Source organism: Streptomyces fagopyri (assembly GCF_009498275.1).
In the GTDB taxonomy this organism is placed as follows: domain Bacteria; phylum Actinomycetota; class Actinomycetes; order Streptomycetales; family Streptomycetaceae; genus Streptomyces; species Streptomyces fagopyri.
The window spans coordinates 1,941,481-1,963,136 of sequence record NZ_CP045643.1 but is presented as its reverse complement, the minus strand read 5'-3'; the positions used below and the strand labels follow the sequence as shown (position 1 = coordinate 1,963,136).

Genomic DNA, 21,656 nt, shown 5'->3' with positions numbered 1-21,656 from the left:
AACTCGGTTGTCGCGCAGGGAGGTTGACCGGATGAATGACGCAGGCACCGGGGACGGGAACGGTGGGTCCACGGCGATGTACTCCGACGTCTGCGCCCGGCTGGACGAGATCCGGGGCGTCGTACCCAACGACAGGCGACCGGAGTTGGAGGAGATACTCGCGGCGCTGCGGGGGAGCGGTGATCCGTCCGGCCCGCGGACGGAGCTGCACCGGCTGCTGCGCCTCAGCGGGGTGGCGGCCGGTCTGCGGGCCTTCCGGGGTGCGGGGATCGGCGGTCTTCCGGCGGCCGTCGAGGGACACCCGGTGGTGGAGGCGTACGTCTGTCCGCGCGGGCGGTGCGACCGGCGGAGCCCGGCCCGCAACCAACCGGTGCCGCCCGTCTGCGGGTTGTACGGCGAACCGCTGTGCCGTCGCGGGGTCTCGTGAACGCCGTCCTCGCCGAGCTCGGGAAGAGCCTCGCCGCGCGCTGGCTCACCCACCTGGTGCCCTCGGGCTTGTTGTTCCTGGCGGTCGCCGGGGCCGGACGGCTGCTCGGGCAGGCGCACTGGTACGACGTCGGACGGGTCACCCGGGCGCTCGACGAGCTGGCCGGGCACCCGGCGAGCCGGTCGACCGGCGGGGTGGTGCTGGCGGTCTCCGCGACGGTGGTCGCGTCGGCCGGACTGGGTCTCGCCGCACAGGCCCTGGGCGGTGTGGTGGAGCGGTGCTGGACGGGGGACTGGCAGGGGCCCGCGCGGATGCCGGGCCGCCGGCTGACCGAGCGCAGGCGGCGGAAGTGGCGGGCGGCCGAGGACGCCTACGCGCGGGTGGAGGCGCGGGCCGTCGAGCTGGGGGCGCCGCTCGGCCCCGTCATCACCGCCGATCTGGCGCGGCTCGCGGCGGCCCGCAACCGGATCTCCCTGGAGGAGCCCGTCCGCCCCTGCTGGATCGGTGACCGGGTGCGCGCCCTAGACCGGCGGATCCACCGGGCGTACCGGCTCGACCTGGACTCGGCCTGGTCTCGGCTCTGGCTCGTCCTGTCCGGCGACACCCGCGCCGAACTGCGCGGCGCCCGGGACGTCTATGACGCGGCCGTCCGGCTGACCGCCTGGAGCCTGCCCTACCTGCTGGTCGCCGTCCTGTGGTGGCCGGCCGCGCTGATCGCGCTGGGCGTCGCGGCCGTGGGCCTGCGCCGGGGACGGTCCGCCATGGACGCGTTCGCCGAGCTGGTGGAGTCCGCGGTCGACCTGCACGGCCGCGAACTGGCCCTCGCGCTGGGTGTGCCCTGCCCGGACCGGCTGGACCGGGAAGCCGGTGCGGAGATCACCGCCATCCTGCGCAAGGGCGTCTGACTTCGCGGGCGGGGGCGGCAGGCCGGGGGCGCCGCTGTTCGCGTGGCGGACGCCTTTCGGTCACACGGGCGCCACGGGGTCTTCCCCGGCATTCGTTCCTCTTGGAACACTCCCTGCGCGCAGGTCTCATCCAACGCACCACGTCAGGACAAGAGGTCACCCAGTCATGCCTCAAGTGAACCGACGTCGATTCCTCCAACTCGCCGGTGGCACCGCGGCGTTCACCGCGCTGTCGGACTCCGTCGAGCGTGCCGCCGCACTGCCCGCGCACCACGCGTCCGGCACGATCGACGACGTGGAGCACATCGTCGTGCTGATGCAGGAGAACCGGTCCTTCGACCACTACTTCGGTTCGCTGAGAGGTGTCCGGGGCTTCGGGGACCCCCATCCGGTCACCCAGCCGAACGGCAAGCCGGTCTGGTACCAGTCGGACGGCACCAAGGACGTCCTTCCCTTCCGGCCCGAGGCCGACGACCTGGGCCTGCAGTTCATCCAGGACCTGCCGCACGGCTGGAGCGACGGTCACGCCGCCTTCAACCAGGGCAGGTACGACAAGTGGGTGCCGGCCAAGTCCTCGACGACGATGGCGTACCTGACGCGTGAGGACATCCCGTTCCACTACGCGCTCGCCGACGCGTTCACCATCTGCGACGCGTACCACTGCTCGTTCATCGGCTCCACCGACCCCAACCGCTACTACATGTGGACGGGTTACACGGGCAACGACGGCAAGGGCGGCGGCCCGGTCCTCGGCAACGACGAGGCGGGGTACGACTGGACGACGTACCCGGAGCGGCTGGAAGCGGCCGGGGTGTCGTGGAAGATCTACCAGGACGTCGGTGACGGCCTCGACGCGAACGGTTCCTGGGGCTGGATCCCGGACGCCTATCGCGGCAACTACGGCGACAACTCGCTGCTGTACTTCAACCAGTACCGCGACGCCGAGCCGGGTGACCCGCTCTACGACAAGGCGCGCACCGGCACCGACGCCCGCAAGGGCGAGGGCTTCTTCGACCGGCTCAAGGCGGACGTGAAGGGCGGGAAGCTGCCCCGGATCTCCTGGGTCGTGGCACCCGAGGCGTTCACCGAGCACCCCAACTGGCCCGCCAACTACGGTGCCTGGTACATCGCGCAGGTGCTGGACGCGCTGACCTCCGACCCGAAGGTGTGGGCGAGGACGGCGCTGTTCGTCACGTACGACGAGAACGACGGCTTCTTCGACCACCTGGTGCCGCCGTTCCCGCCGCAGTCGGCCGCGCAGGGCAGGTCGACGGTCGACGTGGGCCCGGACCTGCACCAGGGCGACGCCGGTCACGCGGCCGGCCCCTACGGGCTGGGCCAGCGGGTGCCGATGCTGGTCGTCTCGCCGTGGAGCAAGGGCGGTTTCGTCTGTTCCGAGACGTTCGACCACACGTCGATCATCCGGTTCATGGAGCGTCGCTTCGGAGTGCACGAGCCCAACATCTCGCCCTGGCGCCGTGCGATCAGCGGTGACCTCACGGCCGCGTTCGACTTCTCCCGCAAGGACGCCGGGCCGGTCGCCCTCCCGGACACCGACGGCTATCTGCCGCCTGACCACGACCGGCACCCCGACTACGTGCCGACCCCGCCCGCCCACCCCGTGCTGCCCAGGCAGGAGCGTGGATCGCGGCCGGCCCGACCTCTCAAGTACGCGCCCCTGGTGGACGGTTCGGCGGACCCGGCGGCGGGGAGGTTCACCCTCACCTTCGGCTCCGGTGCCAAGGCCGGTGCCGCCTTCCTCGTCACCTCCGGCAACCGCACCGACGGCCCCTGGACGTACACCGCCGAGGCAGGGAAGACGGTGTCGGACACCTGGAACTCGGCGTACTCGAACGGCTCGTACGACCTGACGGTGCACGGTCCCAACGGCTTCCTGCGCGTCTTCAAGGGCCCCGGCAAGGCCGCGGGACCCGAGGTCACCGCGCGTCACGTCGGAGAGGACGTGGAGCTGACCTTCACCAACAAGGGCGCGGGCACGGCCGATCTGCGGCTCACCGACGCCTACGGAGGACGGCCCCGTTCGTTCAAGGTGCGGCCGGGAGCGACGTTGCGGCACCGGGTGGACCTGCGGGCGAGCCACCGCTGGTACGACCTGACCGTCGAATCCGCCACCCGCTCGGGCTTCTCGCGGCGGTTTGCCGGACATGTCGAGAACGGCCGTCCGGGTGTGAGCGACCCCGCGATCGTCACCGGCTGATGGCTGCCGGGACAGGGGACAATTTCGGGCCGATGCGGGGTAGTGTGCCCCGGTGACCACGCATTCGAACACTCCTGCAGGCTGGTACCCGGATCCGCACGGGGCGTCCCAGACGCTCCGGTACTGGGACGGCTCACAGTGGACCGAGCACACGAATGCGGACCAGCAGGCCCCGGCCGGACAGCAGGTTCCGCAGCAGGCACAGCAGCCGTACGGACAGCCGGCGGCGGCCCCCGACCCGCGCGTGCAGAAGCAGGTGCACCAGCAGGCCGGGGTCGCGCCCAGCGGTGCCGGAGGCGGCACCCTGTTCACCGAGCCGGTCCTGGTGGTGAACCAGAAGGCCAAGCTGATCGAGCTGACCAACGAGTACAAGGTCATGGACCAGCAGGGCAACCTGCTCGGCGCGGTCGTCGAGGTCGGTCAGAGCGGCCTGAAGAAGGCGCTGCGCTTCGTCTCCAGCATCGACCAGTACATGACGCACAAGCTGGAGATCCGTGACGCCCACGGGCAGCCGGTGCTGCGGCTCACGCGTCCCGCGAAGTTCATCAAGTCGCGGGTGGTCGTCGAGCGTGCGGACGGGCAGCCCGTCGGCGAGATCGTCCAGCAGAACATGATCGGGAAGATCAACTTCGCGATCAACGTCAACGGCCAGCAGGTCGGCGCCATCAAGGCCGAGAACTGGCGTGCGTGGAACTTCGCCATCGTCGACCACAGCGGCAACGAGGTCGCCCGGATCACCAAGACCTGGGAAGGTCTCGCCAAGACGATGTTCACCACCGCGGACAACTACGTCCTGCAGATCCACTACCAGCTCCCCGAGCCGCTGCTCAGCCTCGTCATCGCGACGGCGCTGACCGTGGACACCGCGCTCAAGCAGGACTCCCGCGGGCTCGGCTGAGCCGACACGCACGCGAACGAGGAAGGGCGGCCACGGATCTCTCCGTGGCCGCCCTTCCTCGTCCGCCCGGCTCTCACAGGGGCGTCAGATGCCCCGGGTTCGTCAGGTGCCCCGGGTTCGGCTGGTTCGGGATCAGCGAGGGTGCGTACTTGGCGGCCTCGGCCTCCAGTGCCAGTACCGCGGCGACCGGGTGCTCGTCGTCCTCGAAGGGCTCGGGTGCGACGGCGGGCACGGGCTCCGGCGCCGAACGCGACAGCGTCACCACTCCCCAGGACGCCACTGCCGCACCGATCGCCGCGAGCAGCAGCCCCGCCGGGCCGCCCTGGAGCCGCTCCCCGAGCAGGGAGAGGCCGATGGCCGCGGCGGCGACCGGATTGGCGAGCGTCACGACGGCCAGCGGAGCGCCGAGTCCACCCCGGTAGGCGGTCTGCGACAGGAGCAGTCCGGCGGTCGCGAAGGCCGCCACGAGCAGCGCCACCACGACGACCTGGACGCTGAGGACCGGTCCGGACCGGTCCGTCACGGCCACCGTCACCGTCTGGGTGAGGGCCGAGGCGACACCCGAGGCGAAGCCGGAGGCGGTCGCGTGCCGCAGCCCCGGCCGGGTGCCGGGCCGCGACAGGGCGCCGATCGCCATCGAGGTGGCCGCGGCCACGGCCAGCGCCTGCGGCACGCTCAGCACGTGATCGGGCGCGGGTCCGGACGCCGTGACCAGCAGGGCGGACAGCCCGACCAGGGTGAGCGCGGTACCGCGCCACTCGACCGCGCTGACCCGCCGTCCGGCCACCCGTGCGCCGAGCGGCACCGCGGCCACCAGCGTGAGCGCGCCGAGCGGCTGCACCAGCGTGAGTGTCCCGTATTTCAGCGCGGCCACGTGCAGCAGCGCCGCGGACGCGTTGAGCGCGACCGACCACCACCACGCGGCGTTGCCGAGCATGGTCAGGACACCGGGTTCGGTGGTCCGGGAGGCGAGCCGTTCCTGGGCCACGGCCGCGGCGGCGTAGGCGACGGCCGAGAACAAGGACAGCACGACGGCGGCGAGAGTGGCGTTCATCGTCCTGCCCCCACGAGGTCCGGTACGGATTCCTTGATGTCTGCCGAGACGGCGCGCTCCTGCGCGCGCCCGGCCGTCGTCTCGGTCCGGTGCGGAAGGTGGATCACGGCCAGGGCGACACCGAGCAGCGCGGCGGCGGCGACGGAGTCGAGCCAGTAGTGGTTCGCGGTGCCGACGATCACCAGCAGGGTGACCAGCGGGTGCAGCAGCCACAGCCAGCGCCAGCGGGAGCGGGTCGCGGCGATCAGGCCGATCGCCACCATCAGCGCCCAGCCGAAGTGCAGTGAGGGCATCGCGGCGAACTGGTTCGCCATCTCGTCGGCGGCCGGGTGCGCTCCGTACACCGTGGGCCCGTACACCTGTCCGGTGTCCACCAGGCCCGCGACGGCGAGCAGCCGGGGCGGTGCGAGCGGGAAGGTGAGGTGCAGCACCAGGGCGGCGGCGGTGATCACGGCCAGGACCCGGCGCGCCCACACGTAGTGGACGGGGCGCCGCAGGTACATCCAGACCAGGAAGGCCGCCGTGGCCGGGAAGTGGACGGTCGCGTAGTAGGCGTTCGCCACGTGGACCAGGGTGTCGCTGTGCAGCAGCACGCCCTGTACGGCGCTCTCGCCCGGCAGGTGCAGGGTCCGTTCCCAGTCCCAGACGTGGCCGGCGTTGCGGAAGGCCTCCGCCGTGTGTCCGGTGGCCAGTTGCCGGCCGACCTTGTAGACGACGAAGAGCCCTGTGACGAGCAGGAGTTCACGGACGAGCGGCGGCCGCGCGACGGTGTCGCGCCGCGACGGTCGCCGTACGGCCGCGATGGGCTCCGGTTCTGCAGGCTCGGTTCGGGAATCCATCCCCCGGCCCCTTTGCTGACGTTCTTGTGTGCGGTGGTGTGCGGTGAGCCCAGGACAGGAGCCACTCGGCGTCTGTTCGACAGTGGGGTGGATCCTGTCCAAGGCTCATCGATACGACAGTGTACCGATACGTCAGTGTACCGATACCAATGCGTTCCGGTACACTGGCGTATCGATTAGACTCTGTGAAACGGACCACCCGCACGAGCGAGGAGAACCCCCATGACGTCGCAGGCCGCGGAGGGACCGGAGTCGGTCGTCGCCTCGCGCCGCTCCAAGATCACGCCCGAGCGTGAGCAGGAGTTCTACGACGCCGTGCTCGAACAGATCCGTACGTGCGGATACGACTCGTTCACCATGGAGGGCGTGGCCGCGAGCACACGGTGCAGCAAGTCCACGCTGTACCGGCAGTGGAAGACGAAGCCCCAGTTCGTGGCCGCCGCGCTGCGCGCCAACCAGTGCCCGCGGTTCTCGGGGATCGACACCGGCTCGCTCGTCGGTGATCTGCGCGCGATGGCGCGGGCCGCCGGTGACTGGTCGAGCCGCGACACCCAGTTGCTCCAGGCGCTCGGCCACGCCGTGCTCCAGGACAAGGAACTGCAGGAGGCCCTGCGCGAGGCGCTCATCGAGCCCGAGATCGGCGCGGTCAAGGAGATCATCGCCCGCGGGGTCGCACGGGGCGAGGTACCCGCCGACCACCCGGCGCTGGAGTTCATCCCGGCGCAGCTGTTCGGTGTGGTGCGGGTGCGTCCGGTCCTCGAGGGCGAGTACGCGGACGCGGCGTACGTCACACAGTTCGTGGAGGCCGTGGTGATTCCGGCACTGGGCCTGACCTGAGACCCAGGTCGCCGTCCGCGGGATGACCGGACGTCGGCCTGCTCGCGCCGCACCGTGGGGACGGGGGCGGCGCGCACCCCCCGGCCGGGTGGGGTTCCTCTTGAGCGGAGGGGCACCCCACCCGGCCGATCTGTGTCCGGGGGCGGCCGCGGGCGGCGCGGGCGCCGCGGTCAGGCGTTCTGTCCGGCGCCGCCCGCTCCGGACGCCACCTTGATGCCCTTGGTGATGTCGTCGATGACGGACTGCTGGGGACCCTTGGAGCCGGCGTCGACGCCGAAGCGGACGACGACGAGCGACTTGGGGTCGGTGGGGGCGGGGAGGACGAGCGATTCGACGTAGCCGTCGTCGCCCTTGCTGGTGACAACCTTCCAGCGGACGAGATACCCCTTCTCACCGGCCACGGTGACGGCCCTGGAGGCGAGCTCCGTGTGCGAGGTGATCTTGCCGTAGCCCTTGCCGTAGGACTCCTGGGCGTTCTTGGAGATGTCCTCCTTGGCCGCCGCCTCCGCCGTGGTGGACTTGATGCCCTGGTAGCGGGCGGGCGCCGAGTACGCGCCGCCGCGCTGACACTTCTGCGTGGTGTCGCCGGGGCACTTGTAGGTGTCCTTGGTCGACAGCACCGCGCTCGCCATGCCGCTCTGGCCGGTCCAGTCGGCGGGCACCGGAAGGCTGATGCCGCTGGACACGTCCGTGGCGTACCCGTCCTCGGTCTGCGGCACCCCCGACGGACCGGGCTCGGGGGTCTGTCCCCCGGAGCCGCCGCCGGAGCCGCCTGATCCGCCCGAGCCGCCGCCGGAGCCGCCCTCCGGCCCGCCCGCGCCGCCGTTCCGGCCGCCGCCGAATCCGCCCTGGCCGTTCTGCCCGCCGGGCCGCTGGGCGCCGGCGTCGCTCCCGCCGTTCCCGTCGTTCTTGGTGAGGGCGTACACACCACCCCCGATGCCCGCGAGGACCGCGATCGCGGCGACGACGGCCACGCCGGTGCGCAGCCCGCGCCGCCGCGGCCCGGGAGGAAGGACCGGATACGGCCCGGCGGCCGGCGGCTGTCCCGGGGGACCCCACGCGGCACCGGACCCGAGCGGGCGGGTCTGCTCCGTCCATGCACTGCCGTCCCACCAGCGTTCGGTGGCGGGACTGTCACTTGTCTGCCCGGGGTCGGGATACCAGCCGGGGGGAGTCACCTGGGTCATGGACCCCACCGTATGAGCCCCGGGTGAAAGGCGGATGAGAGGGCATCCGCCGCACCGTCCGCGGAGACCGCGACCCGCGCCCGGGACGCGTCGGCGCGCACCGTCGTCGTCCTTGCCTCGCCATCGCCTCGTACGGCCTCCCGCGCGTCGGGCCGGCCACCCGCGCCCGGCCAACTCGCCGCGTCCGTAAGGAGTTTCACTCGACACCGTACCGAGCCCGAGAACGGGAGAGCCGACGGCTGCCGGCCTCCCACGGCCTTCCCGCCCCCGCCCCGCACCGTGTCGCGTCGCCTTCGAGTGAGCACGGTCACCCGTCCCGGCAACAGGTGCCCCGACCCACCTCCGCATCGGCTCGGAGGCGGCTAGGCTCGATTCCTGTACGTCGTCCGTGCGGCCTGGGGAGGTAGCGGTATGACGCAGGCGCGGCCGGAACCGGCGGCCTCGGCGTCCCTCTGGGAGCGCGAGACGGAGATCGCGGACGTCGCACGGGCCGTCGAGGCGCTGCGTGCGGACGCCTCGTCCACGGGCAGTCTGCTGGTGTTCGGCGGGGAGGCGGGCATCGGCAAGACCGCGCTGCTCGCCGAGGTCCGCAGGGCGGCCGAGACCAGGGGCTGCACGGTGTGGTCGGCCCGCGGCGGCGAGACCGTCACCTCCGTCCCCTTCAACGTCATACGGCAGCTCCTCCAGCCGGCCATCGTGTCCCTGATGCCGGAGGAGGCCCGCGAATACCTGGGCGACTGGTACGACATCGCCGGCCCCGCTCTCGGTATCGCCGAACCGGGCGACCGCCAGGCCGACCCGCAGGGCGTGTGCGACGGACTGGTCGCGGCCGTGCGACGGCTGGCCAAGCGCGAGTGGCCGCTCGTCCTCATGGTCGACGACGCGCAGTGGGCCGACCAGGAGACCCTGCGCTGGCTGGCCGCGTTCGCCGAGCGCCTCGACGACCTGCCCGTCCTCGTCGTGGTCGCCCGCCGCCCCGGCGAGGCCACCGGCGAGCGGGCCCGTCACCTCGACGCCGTCGCCGCCGCGGCCCGCCCGATCGTCACCCTCAGCGCGCTGACCCCCGACGCCACCGCGGGACTGACCCGCGCCACCCTCGGCGAGCACGCGGACGCTCCGTTCTGCCGCGAGGTGTGGGCGGTCACCGGCGGCAACCCCTACGAGACCGTCGAACTCCTCGCCAAGGTGCAGGACACCGATCTGGAACCGGTCGAGGCGTCGGCCGCCGAACTGCGCGCCCTGAACCGCTCGGCGCGCGGCCGCGGACTCGTCGCCCGCCTCGAAGGGCTCGGTATCGACGCCACCCGCTTCGCCTGGGCTGCCGCGATACTCGGCACGGGCATCTCCCTCGACCTCGCCGCCCAGCTCGCGGGAATGCCACTCGACGAGGCCGAGCGCTGCGCCGAACTGCTCGGCGCGGCCCGCATCCTCACCGACGCCGAACCGACGAGTCGCCAACTGGCGGGTGGTGAGCTGGAGTTCGTGCACCCTCTGATCGCCAGCGCCGTCTACCGGTCGATCCCCGACGCGCTGCGCACCGCGATGCACGGCCAGGCCGCCTGGGCGGTCACCGAGTCGGGCCGCGGCGCCGCGGCCGCCTCCCGCCACCTCCTCGAAGTGCACCCGGACGACGACCCCGAGCTCGTCGAGCAGATGCGCGAGGCGGCCCGCGAACACCTCGCCGTCGGCGCGCCCGACGCGGCCCGGCGCTGTCTGGAGCGCGCGCTCAGAGAGCCTCCGCTCCCCGACGTCCACGCGCGCGTGCTCTACGAACTGGGCTGTGCCACCTTCCTGACCGCGCCCGCCGTCACGATCGGCCATCTGCGCGCCGCGCTCGAACGGGCAGGCCTCACGGGCGATCTGCGGGTGGACGCCGTCTTCCGCCTCTCCCAGGCACTGGTCCACAACAACCAACTGGACGAGGCCGTGCGCACCGTCGACGCGGAGGCCGCCCGACTCGACCCCGGCCCCGCCCGGATGCGGCTGCAGGCCGTGCACTACATGTGGGAGGGCATCCACGCGGGCGAGGACCACGTGCCGGGACGCTCGCGGGGGCTCGCCGAACTCGCGGCGACCTGCGCCGGACGCGACAACTCCGAGCGGGCCCTGCTCATACTGCGCGGCTTCGACGCGATGACCCGGGGCGAGAACGCCGAGGAGGTCGTTGAACTCTGCGACCGGTCCCTCGTCAACGGCCGCCTGGCACCCGGACTCGGCTGGACCGACAGCGAGTGGGGCGTCGAACTCCTGATGATGCTGGGCAGTTCGTACGCCTACGCCGACCGGCTGGACCGGGCGGAGAGCCTCTTCTCGGAGGCACTGCGCTCGTACACGACCGCCGGCTGGAGCGGTGGCCATCTCTCCCTGGCCCACGCCTTCGTCGGTCTCGCCCACCGCAGGCGGGGCCGGCTGAGGGACGCCGAGACCACGTTGCGCGAGTCCCTGCGCATCGCCGAGCGGGTCGGACGCGGGCTGCCCCTGTACTGGTCGGCGACCTGCGGACTCGTCGACACACTGCTCGCCCGCGGTGACGTCGGGGAAGCCTGGGCGATCGCCGAGCAGTACGGCTTCGCACCGCCGTACCCGACCACCATCGTGCTGCCCGACACCCGCTCCGTACGCGGCCGGCTGCTGATCGCCGTCGGCCGGGTCAAGGACGGCGTCAACGAACTGGAAGCCGCCGAAAAGGCCTCCGCGGTACGGGGCCACCACAACACGGTGATGGCGCCCTGGTCGATCGACCTCGCCCGCGCGCTCGCGTCGGAGGACCCGGTGCGCGCCGCCGCTCTGGCCGTCGACGCCCGGAGCCGCGCCGAGCGTTTCGGCACGGACACCGCCATCGGTGAGGCACTGCGCTGTGCGGCGGCCCTCGAGTCGGGCCAGCGCGCGGTGCGCCTCGCGGCGCAGGCCGTCGCCTATCTGGAGGCCTCGCCCTGCCAGTACGAACACGCGGCGGCCCGTGTCGAGTACGGCATCGCGGCACGCTCGGCCTCGGAGCTCAACAAGGGCCTGACGCTGGCGCGTTCGTGCGGGGCCGACGGACTGGTCGCCAAGGCGGAGGAGGTCCTGGCGACGGGTCGCGGACTGCGGTAGCCGGCCGCCGAGCGGGGATCACTCAGGCGTCCTCCGGGTCGTCGCCGCATCGGGTTCACCGGGTTCACCGCCTTCATCGCTGTCGGGCGCACCGGGCCCATCGAGTTCGTCGAGGACCCGCTGGGCCACGGCGAACGCCGAATTGGCCGCCGGGACACCGCAGTACACGGCTGTCTGGAGCAGCACCGCCCCGATCTGTTCGGGGGTCAGGCCGTTGCGGCGCGCCGCCCGGACGTGCATCGCCAGCTCGTCGAGGTGGCCGTGTGCCACCAGCGCCGTCAGTGTGACCAGGCTGCGTTCGCGGCGGGACAGCGTCGGGTCCGTCCAGATCTCTCCCCACGCATAGCGCGAGATGAAGTCCTGGAAGCGGGCGGTGAACGGGGTCTGCCGGGCCTGTGCGCGGTCCACGTGCGCGTCGCCGAGAACCTCGCGGCGTACCGCCGTGCCGCGTGCCGGGTATCCCTCGAAGTGCCCCCGCAGTGCGGTGAGTACGGCCTCGGGACGCTCCGCGGGCGCCAGGTGTGAGGCACCCGCGATCTCGGTGAGCGAGGCGCCGGGCACCGCGTCCGCGATCTCCCGCAGATGCGCGGGCGGTGTCGCGGGGTCCTCACGGCCGGCGACCAGGAGGGTCGGCGCGGTGATCGACGTCAGCCGGTCGCGCAGGTCGAAGGCGGCGAGCGCGTCACAGCAGGCGGCGTACGCGTCCGGGTCCGCGGTCCGGTGGTCCTCGATGAGCCGCGGAACACTGAAACCGGGCGTGAACCAGCGGGAGTTCGCGTTCTCAGCGAGTGCGGTCAGTCCCTCTTCGCGCACGGTGCGAGCGCGCTCCTCCCAGGGCTTGGAGCCGTTGAAGTGGGCCGAGGAGCAGATGACGGCGAGAGCGGCCACCCGGTCGGGGTGGTGCACGGCGAGGTGCAGACCGACCGCGCCGCCGAGTGAGACGCCCGCGTAGGCGAACCGGTCGACGCCGAGCGCGTCCGCGAGGGTGAGGACCAGTGCGGCGAGGTCGGCGACGGTCGCGCCGGGCCCGATCAGGTCCGCGGGGGACCTTCCGTGCCCCGGCAGGTCCCAGCGCACCACCCGGTGGGTGACGGCCAGCTCGGGCGCGACCTCGTCCCACAGAGCGGTCGACGTGCCGAGAGAGGAGCCGAGAAGGAGTGGGGGAGCGGTGGCGGCCCCTTCGGCGCGGTAGTACGGCAGCCTGCCTTCGGGATGGGTCTTCAACGTCGCTCCAGGGCACGGTCGGTGAGGGCTCCGGCGGAGCCCGTGCAGCGGGCCGGGTCGGTGAGGTCTGCCAGGTCGACGTCCTTGAGCGCCGGCTCCTCGTCCAGTACGTCCACGAGGGGTCGGCCCTCGGTGACGGCCCGTTCGGCGGCCCGGGCCAGCAGATCCCTGGCGCGGGCCCGTCCGAGCACGGGGGCGAGCTCGACGGCCAGCCGCTCGGAGACGATCAACCCATGGTTGAGGCCCAGGTGTTCACGCATGGCGTCCGCGTTCACCCTTAGTCCCTCTGTCAGTTCGGCCGCGTTGCGGGCGGCACCGCCGACCAGCCGCAGCAGCTCACGCAACGGCTCCCACTCGGCGTGCCAGGCACCGGCCGGCCGTTCGTCCTCGGCGGCCATCGACGCGTACAGGGTGGCGGCGAGCCCCGGTGCGCGCCGGGCGGCGGCCGCGATCAGTGTGGCCGCCACCGGGTTGGCCTTGTGCGGCATGGCGGACGACCCGCCGCCGCTTCCCTCGGCGACCTCGGCGATCTCGGTACGGGAGAGGGTGAGCACGTCGGCCGCGGTCTTGCCGAGGGCTCCGGCCGTCAGGGCCAGCGCGCCGGCGAGGTCACCGATCGGGGTGCGAAGGGTGTGCCACGGCAACACCGGTTCCACGAGCCCGAGTTCCCGGGCGTACGAGGAGACGAGGGCCTGCGGGTCGTCGGCACCGAACGAGGCGAACGCGGCCAAAGTGCCTGCCGCGCCGCCCAGTTGGGCAGGGAGACGCAGGGCGGCCAGCCGGTCCCGGGCGTCCAGGACCAGCGCGCGCCACCCCGCCACCTTCAGTCCGAAGGTCGTCGGGACCGCGTGCTGCGTCAGCGTCCGCCCCGGCAGCACCGTGTCCCGGTGGGTGGCGGCGAGAACCCGTAGCGCCCGTGCCGTGCGTTCGAGGTCTTCGAGGACCGGCCGCAGCGTGCGCCGGGCCACCAGCATCATCGCGGTGTCCATGATGTCCTGGCTGGTCGCGCCGCGGTGGACGTAGGGGCCGTACTCGCCGCCCACGGCCGCTGTCAGATCGGCGACCAGTGGGATCACCGGGTTGCCGCCGTGCCGGGCGCGCAGTGCGATCGACGTGGTGTCGAGGTCCGTGGCGGTGACCGCGGACAGGGCCGACGCGGCGGCGGCCGGCGCCAGGGAGAGTCCGGCCCAGGCCCGCGTCAGCGCCGTCTCCGCGTCGATCAGCGCCTGTAGGAACGCCCGGTCCGAGGTCGAGGCCGACGCGGGGGAGCCGGCCCATCCGGGGGCGAGCAGACCGGCGTCGATGCCGTCGGGGTCACCCCGGTCGCCGGACGCGCCGGACACGCCACGATCGTGCCGGTCGCCGGGAGCATCGGGAGCATCGGGAGCATCAGGAGCACCGGGAGCACCGGGAGCACCGGGGTCGCCGGGATCGACGGGATCGACGGAGCCTGCGGGATCGGCGGGGTCGGCAGGTGTCACTGGAACTCCAGGAAGACCGTTTCGCCTTCGCCCTGAAGACGGATGTCGAAACGGTACGTGCGGTCCGGCGCGCCGGCCGCGATCAGCGTGGCGCGCCGGTCCGCCGGGAGCGAGTCGAGCAGCGCGTCCGCGCCGTCGGCGAGATACGCGCGGGTGAAGAGGTGGTGCGTCAGACCGCGCGCGAACACGCACACGCTGAGGTACGGCAGCCCGGCGTTGCCCGGCGGCAGCGTACGCAGGGTCCAGTGCCCGTCCGCGTCCGTACCGGCCCGCCCGAAGCCCGTGAAGTCGACGCCGTTGCGGCCGAGGAATCCGCCCGTCGAGGGGTCGCGGCGCATCGAGCCGGGGGCGCCGGTCAGCGAGCCGTCGGGCGCCGCCTGCCAGAAGTCCAGGAGGGCGTCGGGTACCGGTCTGCCCGCGCCGTCGAAGACGTACCCGTGCACGGTGATCGTGTCGGGGTGCCCCGGGGGCGCCACCTGCTCGCCGCCGGGGAAGGGCAGGGCGTGGCCGTAGAAGGGGCCGATGGTGTGGGACGGGGTGGGGAGCAACCGCTCGGTCATGCTCAACGGCCTTCCTCGATCCAGGTGGCGGAGGGACCGTCGAGGACGATGTCCCATGCGTAGCCGAGCGAGAACCCGGGCTGGGAGAGAGCGTGGTCGTAGGCGGCGACCAGCCGGTTGCGGGCCGACCCGTCCGTCACGGACCGCAGGATCGGGTCGTACGGGAAGAGCGGGTCGCCGGGGAAGTACATCTGCGTCACCAGGCGCTGGGTGAACGCGGTGCCGAAGACGGAGAAGTGGATGTGCGCGGGCCGCCACGCGTTGGTGTGGTTGCCCCACGGGTACGGTCCCGGTCTGACCGTCGTGAACCGGTACCGCCCCTGATCATCCGTCAGGGTCCTTCCCACGCCGGTGAAGTGGGGGTCGAGCGGCGCCGGGTGCTGTTCGCGCAGGTGCGCGTAGCGGCCGGCGGCGTTGGCCTGCCAGATCTCGACGAGCTGGCCGCGCACGGGCCGCCCGTCGCGGTCCAGCAGCCGGCCGGAGACGGTCACGCGCTCGCCGACCGGCTCGCCCCGGTGCTGCCGGGTCAGGTCGTTGTCGATCTCGGTGATGTCGGTGACGCCGAAGACCGGACCCGACAGCTCGACCGTCTCCGGGTCGCCTCCCTCGACCGCGACGAGCGGCTGCCGGGGGTGGCGGAGCAGGGAGCCACGGTACGGGGCGTAGTCGCGGGCCGGATGGTGGCGGACCGGAGCGCCGGCGGCGACGGCCTTGTCGTACGCGTCCTGCCGGTCCTTGATCTCGGCGTCGATGTCCGACTGGGTGAGAGCCATGCGGGGGCTTCCTCTCGTGCGAGGCCGGCGGCGACGTCCTGGCGGACTCCGGCACACAGGGCGGCGACGCCGGTGCCGGAGTCCTTGCGGACGGGTCGACGGGGCCCGGCGTGTCCGGTGAGGCGGGTGGTGGACGGGCCGGAGGCATCGGGCGGGGTGCGGTCGGCGTGGACGACGCGGCCGTACCTCAAGACAACTCCCGCGGGATGAGCAGTCCGGCGCCGGTTCTGGCGGCGACCTCCCGGGCGGTGACGCCGGGCGCCGTCTCCACCAGTGCGAGACCGTCACCGGTGATGTCGAGGACGGCGAGGTCGGTGATGACCCGGTCGACACAGGCCTTGCCGGTGAGGGGCAGCGCGCACTCCTGAAGGATCTTCGGCGAGCCGTCCTTCGCGGTGTGGGTCATCACCACGATCACCGTCCGGGCCCCGTGCACCAGGTCCATCGCGCCGCCGATGCCCGTGATCATCTTTCCCGGGACGGCCCAGTTCGCCAGGTCACCCCCTGCCGAGACCTGCATGGCGCCCAGCACGGCTACATCGATGTGCCCGCCGCGGATCATCGAGAACGACAGCGCCGAATCGAAGTAGGAGGCGCCGGGCAGGACCGTCACGGTCTCCTTCCCCGCGTTGATCAGATCCGGATCGACCTGGTCCTCGGTCGGGTAGGGGCCGGTGCCCAGGATCCCGTTCTCCGACTCCAGGATCACCTCCACCCCCGCGGGAAGATGGTTGGGGATCAGCGTCGGCAGTCCGATCCCCAGGTTCACGTACTGCCCGTCGCGCAGTTCGAGCGCCGCACGGGCCGCCATCTCCTGTCGGCTCCACGCCATCACGCACCCCCCGATCCACCGGCCGCGGGCGGGGAGACCGTCCGGTTCTCGATCATCTTCGCGCCGGCCTGCCGCGGAGTGAGGGCGACGACGCGCTGCACGAAGACGCCGGGCAGATGCACGGCGTCCGGATCGATCTCCCCCGGCTCGACCAGTTCCTCGACCTCGGCGACCGTCACCCGCCCGGCCGTCGCGGCCAGCGGGTTGAAGTTGCGGGCGGACTTGTTGAACACCAGGTTCCCGTGCCGGTCGCCCTTCGCGGCCCGCACCAGGGCGAAATCCGTGCGGATCCCGCGCTCCAGCACGTACTCGGCCCCGTCGAAGACACGGACCTCCTTCGGCGGGGAGGCCACCGCCACCCCGCCCCGGCCGTCGTAGCGCCACGGCAGTCCGCCGTCGGCGACCTGTGTACCCACCCCCGCCGGAGTGAAGAACGCCGGGATCCCCGCGCCGCCCGCGCGCAGCCGCTCCGCGAGCGTCCCCTGCGGGATCAGCTCCACCTCCAGCTCCCCGGCCAGGTACTGCCGGGCGAACTCCTTGTTCGCCCCGATGTAGGAACCCGTCACCCGCGCGATCCGCCCGGCCGCCAGGAGCACCGCGAGGCCCGACTCCATCGCCCCGCAGTTGTTGGAGACCACCCCCAGACCGGAGGACCCGCGCTCGTACAGGGCCTGGATCAGCACGTTCGGTACGCCGCTCAGCCCGAACCCGCCCACCGCGAGCGTCGCGCCGTCCGGCACGTCGGCCACCGCCTGAGCGGCCGTGGCGACCACCTTGTCCATCCGTGGAGCCCCCTCTCTCCCGAGCGTCCCGTGCCGTCATCGAACAGGACGCAAATAGTCAGGGCACTGAGTATTTTCTCAAGACTTCGTTCACGCTGCCATCCGGCCGTCCTGTCGTCAAGAGTCCTCGCAAGCAGTCGATTGGGGTTCGATCCGGGCGGGAGACAGGCCGGGATGCGGGCGATATCGTTCAGTACACATACCAAAAAATGCTGGGCATACGACCGTGCCGCCGACCTCTGGAGCGCATATGGCCGCGGTGGACCTCTCCACCCACCCCGGGCACCTGGCCCGGCGGTTGCAGCAGGCGCACTACCTGCTGTGGAACACGATGGTCTCCGAGGAGATCACCTCGCCGCAGTTCGCGGTCCTGAACGCGCTCGTCGCGGAGCCGGGGCTGGACCAGCGCACGGTGGGGGAGCGGGTGGGCCTGGACCGCTCCACCATCGCCGAGGTCATCAGCCGGCTCGGCCGCCGGGGCCTGCTCGACAAGGTGCGCGACCCGCAGGACGGCCGACGCTCCCTGCTGCGCCTCACGGAGGACGGGACACGCACCCACCGCAAGCTGACCGTGCGTACGGCACGGATGAACCAGATCTTCCTGGCTCCGCTCTCCGCCGAGGAGCAGACCGTGTTCCTCGACCTCATCCGGCGGGTGTCGGACGCCGCGGAGGGGCTGCGCAACCCGGCGGAATCCCTGCCGGCCCCGCGATAGGCCGCGCCGGACGCCGCCCGGCGGGAAGGGACGGCCCCGTCCGGGCGAACGACCGGGCAAAGGCCGGGCGAACGACCGGGCATGACCCGGCATGACCTCGCGTGGTCTGGCCGGTCGAGGCGCCCTGGCGGTGGGAACGGCGGGTCCTTGCGCCGGGACCCGACGGGCGACCCTTCCGTGGCGGCTACAGGCGGCCCTCCGGTCCCGGCGCGGGCGCGCCCGCGCCGGGACCGACGAGCGCTCCGCGGTGGGGGTGGGGGTGGGCGAGGACGCGGCCCGGTCGCGGGGGCGCCGCGCTCACGCCTGGGCGAAGACCACCCACACCTGGCCGCTCGCGAAGTTCATCGGGGCGCCGTCGTTCGTCGTGAACTCCGTGCCGTCCGTCGCGGCCGGCCGCTTCCACTCGGCGTCGAAGACCCTGCCGTCGCGCAGCACCTTCGCGGTGCCCGAGCCGACCGTCTGTGTGAAGGGCGTGTTGTTGCCGAGGACGTCGTGGTACTTCGACTTGACCAGCTTCACGTACTGCACGACGACGGTCGCGGGAGCCACCCTCTTGCCGTCCGTCGTGACCGTCGGCGTCCCGTCCATCGACACCAGCCAGCGGTGTGCGCTCGCCGACCAGGAGAAGGTGAAGCGGGCGGCCGGGAAACGCACCGTCCGGGACGTCAGCGGGCTGCCTCCCGCGGGGGCCGCGCCGAAGCGGAACCCGGTGGTGAGGGCGGCGGCGCCCGGGGCCGACCGCAACAGCCGGGCGGGCCGCAGATAGAGATTGTGCGGGGCGGGCTTGGCGGTGCCGCGGTAGTAGGCGGCCGCGTTCTGCTCGGGCGGTGCCGGCCGCAGCGGTGCCTTGTCGATGACCGACAGCAGTTTGTGCTGCGCGCCCGAGAAGGCCAGCGTCGGCTCGTCGAACTGGCGCAACAGCTCCAGGTCGGACTCGCGTGCGCTGCGCACCGGTCCGATCGCCTTGGGGAACCGGGTCGCGTAGATCGCCATCAGCCGGCTCAGGCCGCCCTCGACCTGCTCCGCGTACACGATGTCAGCCGCGTCGAGGCCCGTCTGGGGGCGGGCCGGCCCCACGTTGTCGATCTTCACGGCGAGGAGGGAGCCGACGCTGTCGGCACTGGCGTGACCAGGACCCGGCGCGGGCGTCCGGCTCTGGCCGGGAGTCCGGGCGCCTCCGTCGGCGGACGCGTCGCCGCCCGACCCGCAGCCCGTCGCCAGGGAGCCCATCGCCGCGACCGTCAGCAGCGCCGCTGCCATCGCGCCGCGCCGCGTCGACACCTTCCGTCGTATGCCCACCGTGTCACCCCGTCCCGTGCCACCAATTGTATGTTCGTAGGTTCATCGGTGCTCATACCCGTTCGTTTTGCGGACGTGCGTGGTGAGCGGGCCGATCGGCGCACGGATCGATCCGCCGCGGACCCGAGGGCGAGGGCCCGCCCGGGGGATCGGCGAACGGGACCCGCGGACGCGACCGGCGAACGAGACCCGCGGACGCGACCGGCGCCCGCGACCGGCGGGCGGGACCGGACGAGGGCCGGGCCGCACAAGACGACGGCCGGGCGGGACCGAGCCGGACGGACCCGGCGGGAAACCCGGTGCGCGGTCGTCAGCCCGGCGGCCCGAGGATCTCCGCGAGGTCGTACCCCACGGGCTCGTCCAGTTGGCCGTACGTGCAGCTCTCGGCGGTCCGGTCCGGGCGCCAGCGGCGGAAGCGGGCGGTGTGGCGGAACCGTACGCCGTTCTCCATGTGGTCGTACGCCACCTCCGCCACCCGCTCCGGCCGCAGCGGCACCCAGGAGAGATCCTTCTTCGCCGACCATCTGCTGGGCGCGCCCGGCAACCGGGCGGACTCGTGCGCCGACTCCTGCGACCACGCGGCCCAGGGATGCCGCTCGGCGTCCTCCATGCGCAGCGGTTCCAGCTCGGTCACCAGCTCGGCCCGCCGCTTCATGGGGAAGGCGGCGCTCACTCCGACGTGCTGGAGGGTGCCCGTGTCGTCGTACAGCCCGAGCAGCAGGGATCCGACGATCGGACCGCTCTTGTGGAAGCGGTACCCCGCCACGACGACGTCCGCGGTGCGCTCGTGCTTGATCTTGAACATGGCCCGTTCGTCCTGCCGGTACAGCAGGTCGAGCGGCTTGGCGATCACTCCGTCGAGCCCGGCGCCCTCGTACTGCTCGAACCACCGCTCCGCCACCTCCCGGTCGGTGGTCGCCGGTGCCAGATGGACCGGGGCCGTCGTCCCGGACAGCGCCGCCGTCAGCAGGGCGCGCCGGTCGACGAGCCCCAGGTCGAGCAGGGACTCGTCGGCCAGCGCGAGCAGATCGAAGGCCACGAAGGAGGCGGGGGTCCTCTCCGCCAGCGTCCGTACCCGCGAGGCCGCCGGGTGGATGCGCTCGGTGAGCGCGTCGAAGTCGAGCCGGCCGTCCCTGGCGATCACGATCTCGCCGTCCATCACACAGCGCTCCGGCAGCCGCTCGCGCAGCGCCTCCACCAGCTCGGGGAAGTACCTGGTCAGCGTCTTGCCGGTGCGGCTGCCGAGCTCGACCTCGGCTCCGTCGCGGAACACGATCGCGCGAAACCCGTCCCACTTGGCCTCGTAGTGCATGTCCGGCGGGATCTTCGCCACGGACTTGGCGAGCATCGGCTTCACGGGCGGCATCACCGGTAGATCCATGGTCCGATTCTCCGGCGGCACGGAGCGGTTCGCCCGGTGTGCGGGGCAGGCGGGCTGCGCCTACCGTGGCCCGCATGGGCGAAGCGGTGGAACTCGAGGCAGCCGGCAGGATCGTACGTCTGTCCAGCCCGGACAAGATCTTCTTCCCGGAGCGCGGCTTCACGAAGCTGGATCTCGCCCAGTACTACCTCGCCGTCGGCGACGGCATCCTGCGCGCCCTGCGCAACCGCCCCACCACTCTGGAGCGCTACCCGGACGGAGTCGAGGGGGAGAACTTCTTCCAGAAACGGGCGCCCAAGAACATGCCCGACTGGATCCCGACCGCCCACATCACCTTCCCCAGCGGACGCAGTGCCGACGAGATGTGCCCCACCGAGGTGGCGGCCGTGCTCTGGGCCGCGCAGTTCGGCACGCTCACCTTCCACCCGTGGCCGGTGCGCCGCGACGACGTCGACCGCCCCGACGAACTCCGTATCGACCTCGACCCGCAGCCCGGCACGGACTACGAGGACGCGGTGCGCGCGGCCCACGAACTGCGCGAGGTTCTCCACGAGTACGGCGACCTGCGCGGCTGGCCCAAGACCTCCGGCGGCCGCGGCCTGCACGTCTTCGTGCCGATCGCGCCGCGCTGGACCTTCACCCAGGTGCGCCGCGCCGCCATCGCCGCCGGGCGTGAACTGGAGCGCCGGATGCCCGAGCGGGTGACCACGGCCTGGTGGAAGGAGGAGCGCGGCGAAAAGATCTTCGTCGACTACAACCAGACGGCCCGGGACCGCACCATCGCGTCCGCCTATTCCGTACGTCCCCGTCCGCACGCCCCCGTCTCCGCGCCGCTGCGCTGGGAGGAGGTGCCCGAGGCCCGCCCCCGGGACTTCGACCTGGCGACCATGCCGAAGCGCTTCGCCGAACTCGGCGATGTGCACGCGGACATGGACGACCACGCCTTCTCCCTGGAAGCGCTGCTGGAACTGGCGGCCCGCGACGAGCACGACCACGGTCTCGGGGATCTGCCCTATCCGCCCGAGTACCCGAAGATGCCGGGCGAGCCGAAGCGGGTGCAGCCGAGCCGGGCCAAGCGCGCCGAAGGCGAGGCGTAGACCGGCGGTTCGACGGTGCGGGTGACGGGCGGCCGGTCGTTCCCGCCGGGCGGG

The 21,656-nt window shown here is 72.4% G+C and carries 19 protein-coding genes; 8 read left to right on the top strand and 11 right to left on the bottom strand.

Features of this window, described 5'->3' with window-relative positions:
- Positions 1-31: 31 nt before the first annotated feature.
- The 4 genes from GFH48_RS08350 to GFH48_RS08335 all read left to right on the top strand — a co-directional run bounded on the left by GFH48_RS08350 (position 32) and on the right by GFH48_RS08335 (position 4,448).
- A complete protein-coding gene (locus GFH48_RS08350) occupies positions 32-427 on the top strand; it encodes a hypothetical protein (protein WP_153287656.1) in 396 nt (131 codons plus the stop codon).
- The gene (locus GFH48_RS08345) at positions 424-1,332 is read left to right on the top strand and encodes a hypothetical protein (RefSeq protein WP_153287655.1); all 909 of its coding nucleotides are present in this window, start codon (positions 424-426) and stop codon (positions 1,330-1,332) included. Before GFH48_RS08350 ends, GFH48_RS08345 begins: the two co-directional genes overlap by 4 nt.
- A 166-nt stretch (positions 1,333-1,498) precedes the next feature.
- Positions 1,499-3,550: a phosphocholine-specific phospholipase C gene (locus tag GFH48_RS08340; RefSeq protein WP_153287654.1), complete on the top strand. Its 2,052-nt coding sequence runs from the start codon at positions 1,499-1,501 to the stop codon at positions 3,548-3,550.
- 52 nt (positions 3,551-3,602) lie between these two features.
- On the top strand, positions 3,603-4,448 hold the full coding sequence (locus GFH48_RS08335; protein ID WP_153287653.1) for a phospholipid scramblase-related protein: 846 nt from the start codon (positions 3,603-3,605) through the stop codon (positions 4,446-4,448).
- Positions 4,449-4,521: 73 nt separating this feature from the next.
- On the opposite strand, the gene GFH48_RS08330 is transcribed toward GFH48_RS08335, so the two are convergent.
- Both GFH48_RS08330 and GFH48_RS08325 read right to left on the bottom strand, forming a co-directional pair.
- On the bottom strand, positions 4,522-5,502 hold the full coding sequence (locus tag GFH48_RS08330; protein ID WP_153287652.1) for a DMT family transporter: 981 nt from the start codon (positions 5,500-5,502) through the stop codon (positions 4,522-4,524).
- Entirely contained in the window at positions 5,499-6,341 is an 843-nt protein-coding gene (locus GFH48_RS08325; protein WP_153287651.1) for a phosphatase PAP2 family protein, read from the bottom strand. The genes GFH48_RS08330 and GFH48_RS08325 overlap by 4 nt, the downstream gene beginning before the upstream one ends.
- Positions 6,342-6,563: 222 nt before the next feature.
- Here GFH48_RS08325 and GFH48_RS08320 point away from each other — a divergent pair, with 222 nt between their 5' ends.
- Positions 6,564-7,178 (top strand): TetR/AcrR family transcriptional regulator, encoded by a 615-nt coding sequence (locus tag GFH48_RS08320; RefSeq protein ID WP_153287650.1) that lies wholly within the window; start codon positions 6,564-6,566, stop codon positions 7,176-7,178.
- Positions 7,179-7,348: 170 nt separating this feature from the next.
- Here GFH48_RS08320 and GFH48_RS08315 read toward each other — a convergent pair whose 3' ends face one another.
- Entirely contained in the window at positions 7,349-8,365 is a 1,017-nt protein-coding gene (locus tag GFH48_RS08315) for a DUF2510 domain-containing protein (protein WP_153287649.1), read from the bottom strand.
- Between the two features lie 411 nt (positions 8,366-8,776).
- Here GFH48_RS08315 and GFH48_RS08310 point away from each other — a divergent pair, with 411 nt between their 5' ends.
- A complete protein-coding gene (locus tag GFH48_RS08310) occupies positions 8,777-11,458 on the top strand; it encodes an ATP-binding protein (RefSeq protein ID WP_153287648.1) in 2,682 nt (893 codons plus the stop codon).
- An 18-nt stretch (positions 11,459-11,476) separates the two neighbouring features.
- Here the strand turns inward: GFH48_RS08310 and pcaDC are convergent, their stop codons facing one another.
- The 6 genes from pcaDC to GFH48_RS08280 form a co-directional block, all read right to left on the bottom strand.
- A complete protein-coding gene (pcaDC, locus tag GFH48_RS08305) occupies positions 11,477-12,682 on the bottom strand; it encodes a bifunctional 3-oxoadipate enol-lactonase/4-carboxymuconolactone decarboxylase PcaDC (RefSeq protein WP_153287647.1) in 1,206 nt (401 codons plus the stop codon).
- Positions 12,679-14,025: a 3-carboxy-cis,cis-muconate cycloisomerase gene (pcaB, locus tag GFH48_RS08300; RefSeq protein ID WP_153287646.1), complete on the bottom strand. Its 1,347-nt coding sequence runs from the start codon at positions 14,023-14,025 to the stop codon at positions 12,679-12,681. Before pcaB ends, pcaDC begins: the two co-directional genes overlap by 4 nt.
- A 134-nt stretch (positions 14,026-14,159) precedes the next feature.
- Positions 14,160-14,723, bottom strand: coding sequence for a protocatechuate 3,4-dioxygenase subunit alpha (gene pcaG, locus GFH48_RS08295; RefSeq protein WP_153287645.1), 564 nt, complete (start codon positions 14,721-14,723; stop codon positions 14,160-14,162).
- A gap of 2 nt (positions 14,724-14,725) precedes the next feature.
- Positions 14,726-15,496, bottom strand: a complete 771-nt coding sequence (gene pcaH / locus GFH48_RS08290) for a protocatechuate 3,4-dioxygenase subunit beta (RefSeq protein ID WP_153287644.1) — start codon at positions 15,494-15,496, stop codon at positions 14,726-14,728.
- A gap of 187 nt (positions 15,497-15,683) precedes the next feature.
- Entirely contained in the window at positions 15,684-16,328 is a 645-nt protein-coding gene (locus GFH48_RS08285) for a CoA transferase subunit B (RefSeq protein ID WP_153287643.1), read from the bottom strand.
- The gene (locus tag GFH48_RS08280; RefSeq protein WP_153287642.1) at positions 16,328-17,110 is read right to left on the bottom strand and encodes a CoA transferase subunit A; all 783 of its coding nucleotides are present in this window, start codon (positions 17,108-17,110) and stop codon (positions 16,328-16,330) included. The genes GFH48_RS08285 and GFH48_RS08280 overlap by 1 nt, the downstream gene beginning before the upstream one ends.
- 250 nt (positions 17,111-17,360) lie before the next feature.
- Between GFH48_RS08280 and GFH48_RS08275 the strand changes: the two genes are divergently transcribed.
- Positions 17,361-17,825, top strand: a complete 465-nt coding sequence (locus GFH48_RS08275; RefSeq protein ID WP_153287641.1) for a MarR family winged helix-turn-helix transcriptional regulator — start codon at positions 17,361-17,363, stop codon at positions 17,823-17,825.
- 297 nt (positions 17,826-18,122) lie between these two features.
- On the opposite strand, the gene GFH48_RS08270 is transcribed toward GFH48_RS08275, so the two are convergent.
- Positions 18,123-19,118 carry a DUF3048 domain-containing protein gene (locus GFH48_RS08270; protein WP_407698703.1) on the bottom strand — a complete coding sequence of 332 codons (996 nt, stop codon included), beginning with the start codon at positions 19,116-19,118 and terminating at the stop codon, positions 18,123-18,125.
- A 316-nt stretch (positions 19,119-19,434) separates the two neighbouring features.
- The gene (locus tag GFH48_RS08265) at positions 19,435-20,505 is read right to left on the bottom strand and encodes an ATP-dependent DNA ligase (RefSeq protein WP_153287640.1); all 1,071 of its coding nucleotides are present in this window, start codon (positions 20,503-20,505) and stop codon (positions 19,435-19,437) included.
- A 74-nt stretch (positions 20,506-20,579) separates the two neighbouring features.
- On the opposite strand from GFH48_RS08265, the gene ligD reads away from it, so the two are divergent.
- Positions 20,580-21,602, top strand: coding sequence for a non-homologous end-joining DNA ligase (gene ligD / locus GFH48_RS08260; protein WP_153287639.1), 1,023 nt, complete (start codon positions 20,580-20,582; stop codon positions 21,600-21,602).
- Positions 21,603-21,656 lie beyond the last annotated feature (54 nt).

What these genes read in the sequence shown, in the direction of transcription:
- pcaG (WP_153287645.1), bottom strand. Translation starts at nt 14,723, where the DNA reads ATGACCGAGCGGTTGCTCCCCACCCCGTCCCACACCATCGGCCCCTTC.
- GFH48_RS08315 (WP_153287649.1), bottom strand. Translation starts at nt 8,365, where the DNA reads ATGACCCAGGTGACTCCCCCCGGCTGGTATCCCGACCCCGGGCAGACA.
- GFH48_RS08350 (WP_153287656.1), top strand. Translation starts at nt 32, where the DNA reads ATGAATGACGCAGGCACCGGGGACGGGAACGGTGGGTCCACGGCGATG.
- GFH48_RS08320 (WP_153287650.1), top strand. Translation starts at nt 6,564, where the DNA reads ATGACGTCGCAGGCCGCGGAGGGACCGGAGTCGGTCGTCGCCTCGCGC.
- GFH48_RS08285 (WP_153287643.1), bottom strand. Translation starts at nt 16,328, where the DNA reads ATGGCGTGGAGCCGACAGGAGATGGCGGCCCGTGCGGCGCTCGAACTG.
- GFH48_RS08275 (WP_153287641.1), top strand. Translation starts at nt 17,361, where the DNA reads ATGGCCGCGGTGGACCTCTCCACCCACCCCGGGCACCTGGCCCGGCGG.
- GFH48_RS08280 (WP_153287642.1), bottom strand. Translation starts at nt 17,110, where the DNA reads ATGGACAAGGTGGTCGCCACGGCCGCTCAGGCGGTGGCCGACGTGCCG.
- pcaH (WP_153287644.1), bottom strand. Translation starts at nt 15,496, where the DNA reads ATGGCTCTCACCCAGTCGGACATCGACGCCGAGATCAAGGACCGGCAG.
- GFH48_RS08330 (WP_153287652.1), bottom strand. Translation starts at nt 5,502, where the DNA reads ATGAACGCCACTCTCGCCGCCGTCGTGCTGTCCTTGTTCTCGGCCGTC.
- GFH48_RS08310 (WP_153287648.1), top strand. Translation starts at nt 8,777, where the DNA reads ATGACGCAGGCGCGGCCGGAACCGGCGGCCTCGGCGTCCCTCTGGGAG.
- GFH48_RS08265 (WP_153287640.1), bottom strand. Translation starts at nt 20,505, where the DNA reads ATGGATCTACCGGTGATGCCGCCCGTGAAGCCGATGCTCGCCAAGTCC.
- ligD (WP_153287639.1), top strand. Translation starts at nt 20,580, where the DNA reads ATGGGCGAAGCGGTGGAACTCGAGGCAGCCGGCAGGATCGTACGTCTG.
- GFH48_RS08340 (WP_153287654.1), top strand. Translation starts at nt 1,499, where the DNA reads ATGCCTCAAGTGAACCGACGTCGATTCCTCCAACTCGCCGGTGGCACC.
- GFH48_RS08325 (WP_153287651.1), bottom strand. Translation starts at nt 6,341, where the DNA reads ATGGATTCCCGAACCGAGCCTGCAGAACCGGAGCCCATCGCGGCCGTA.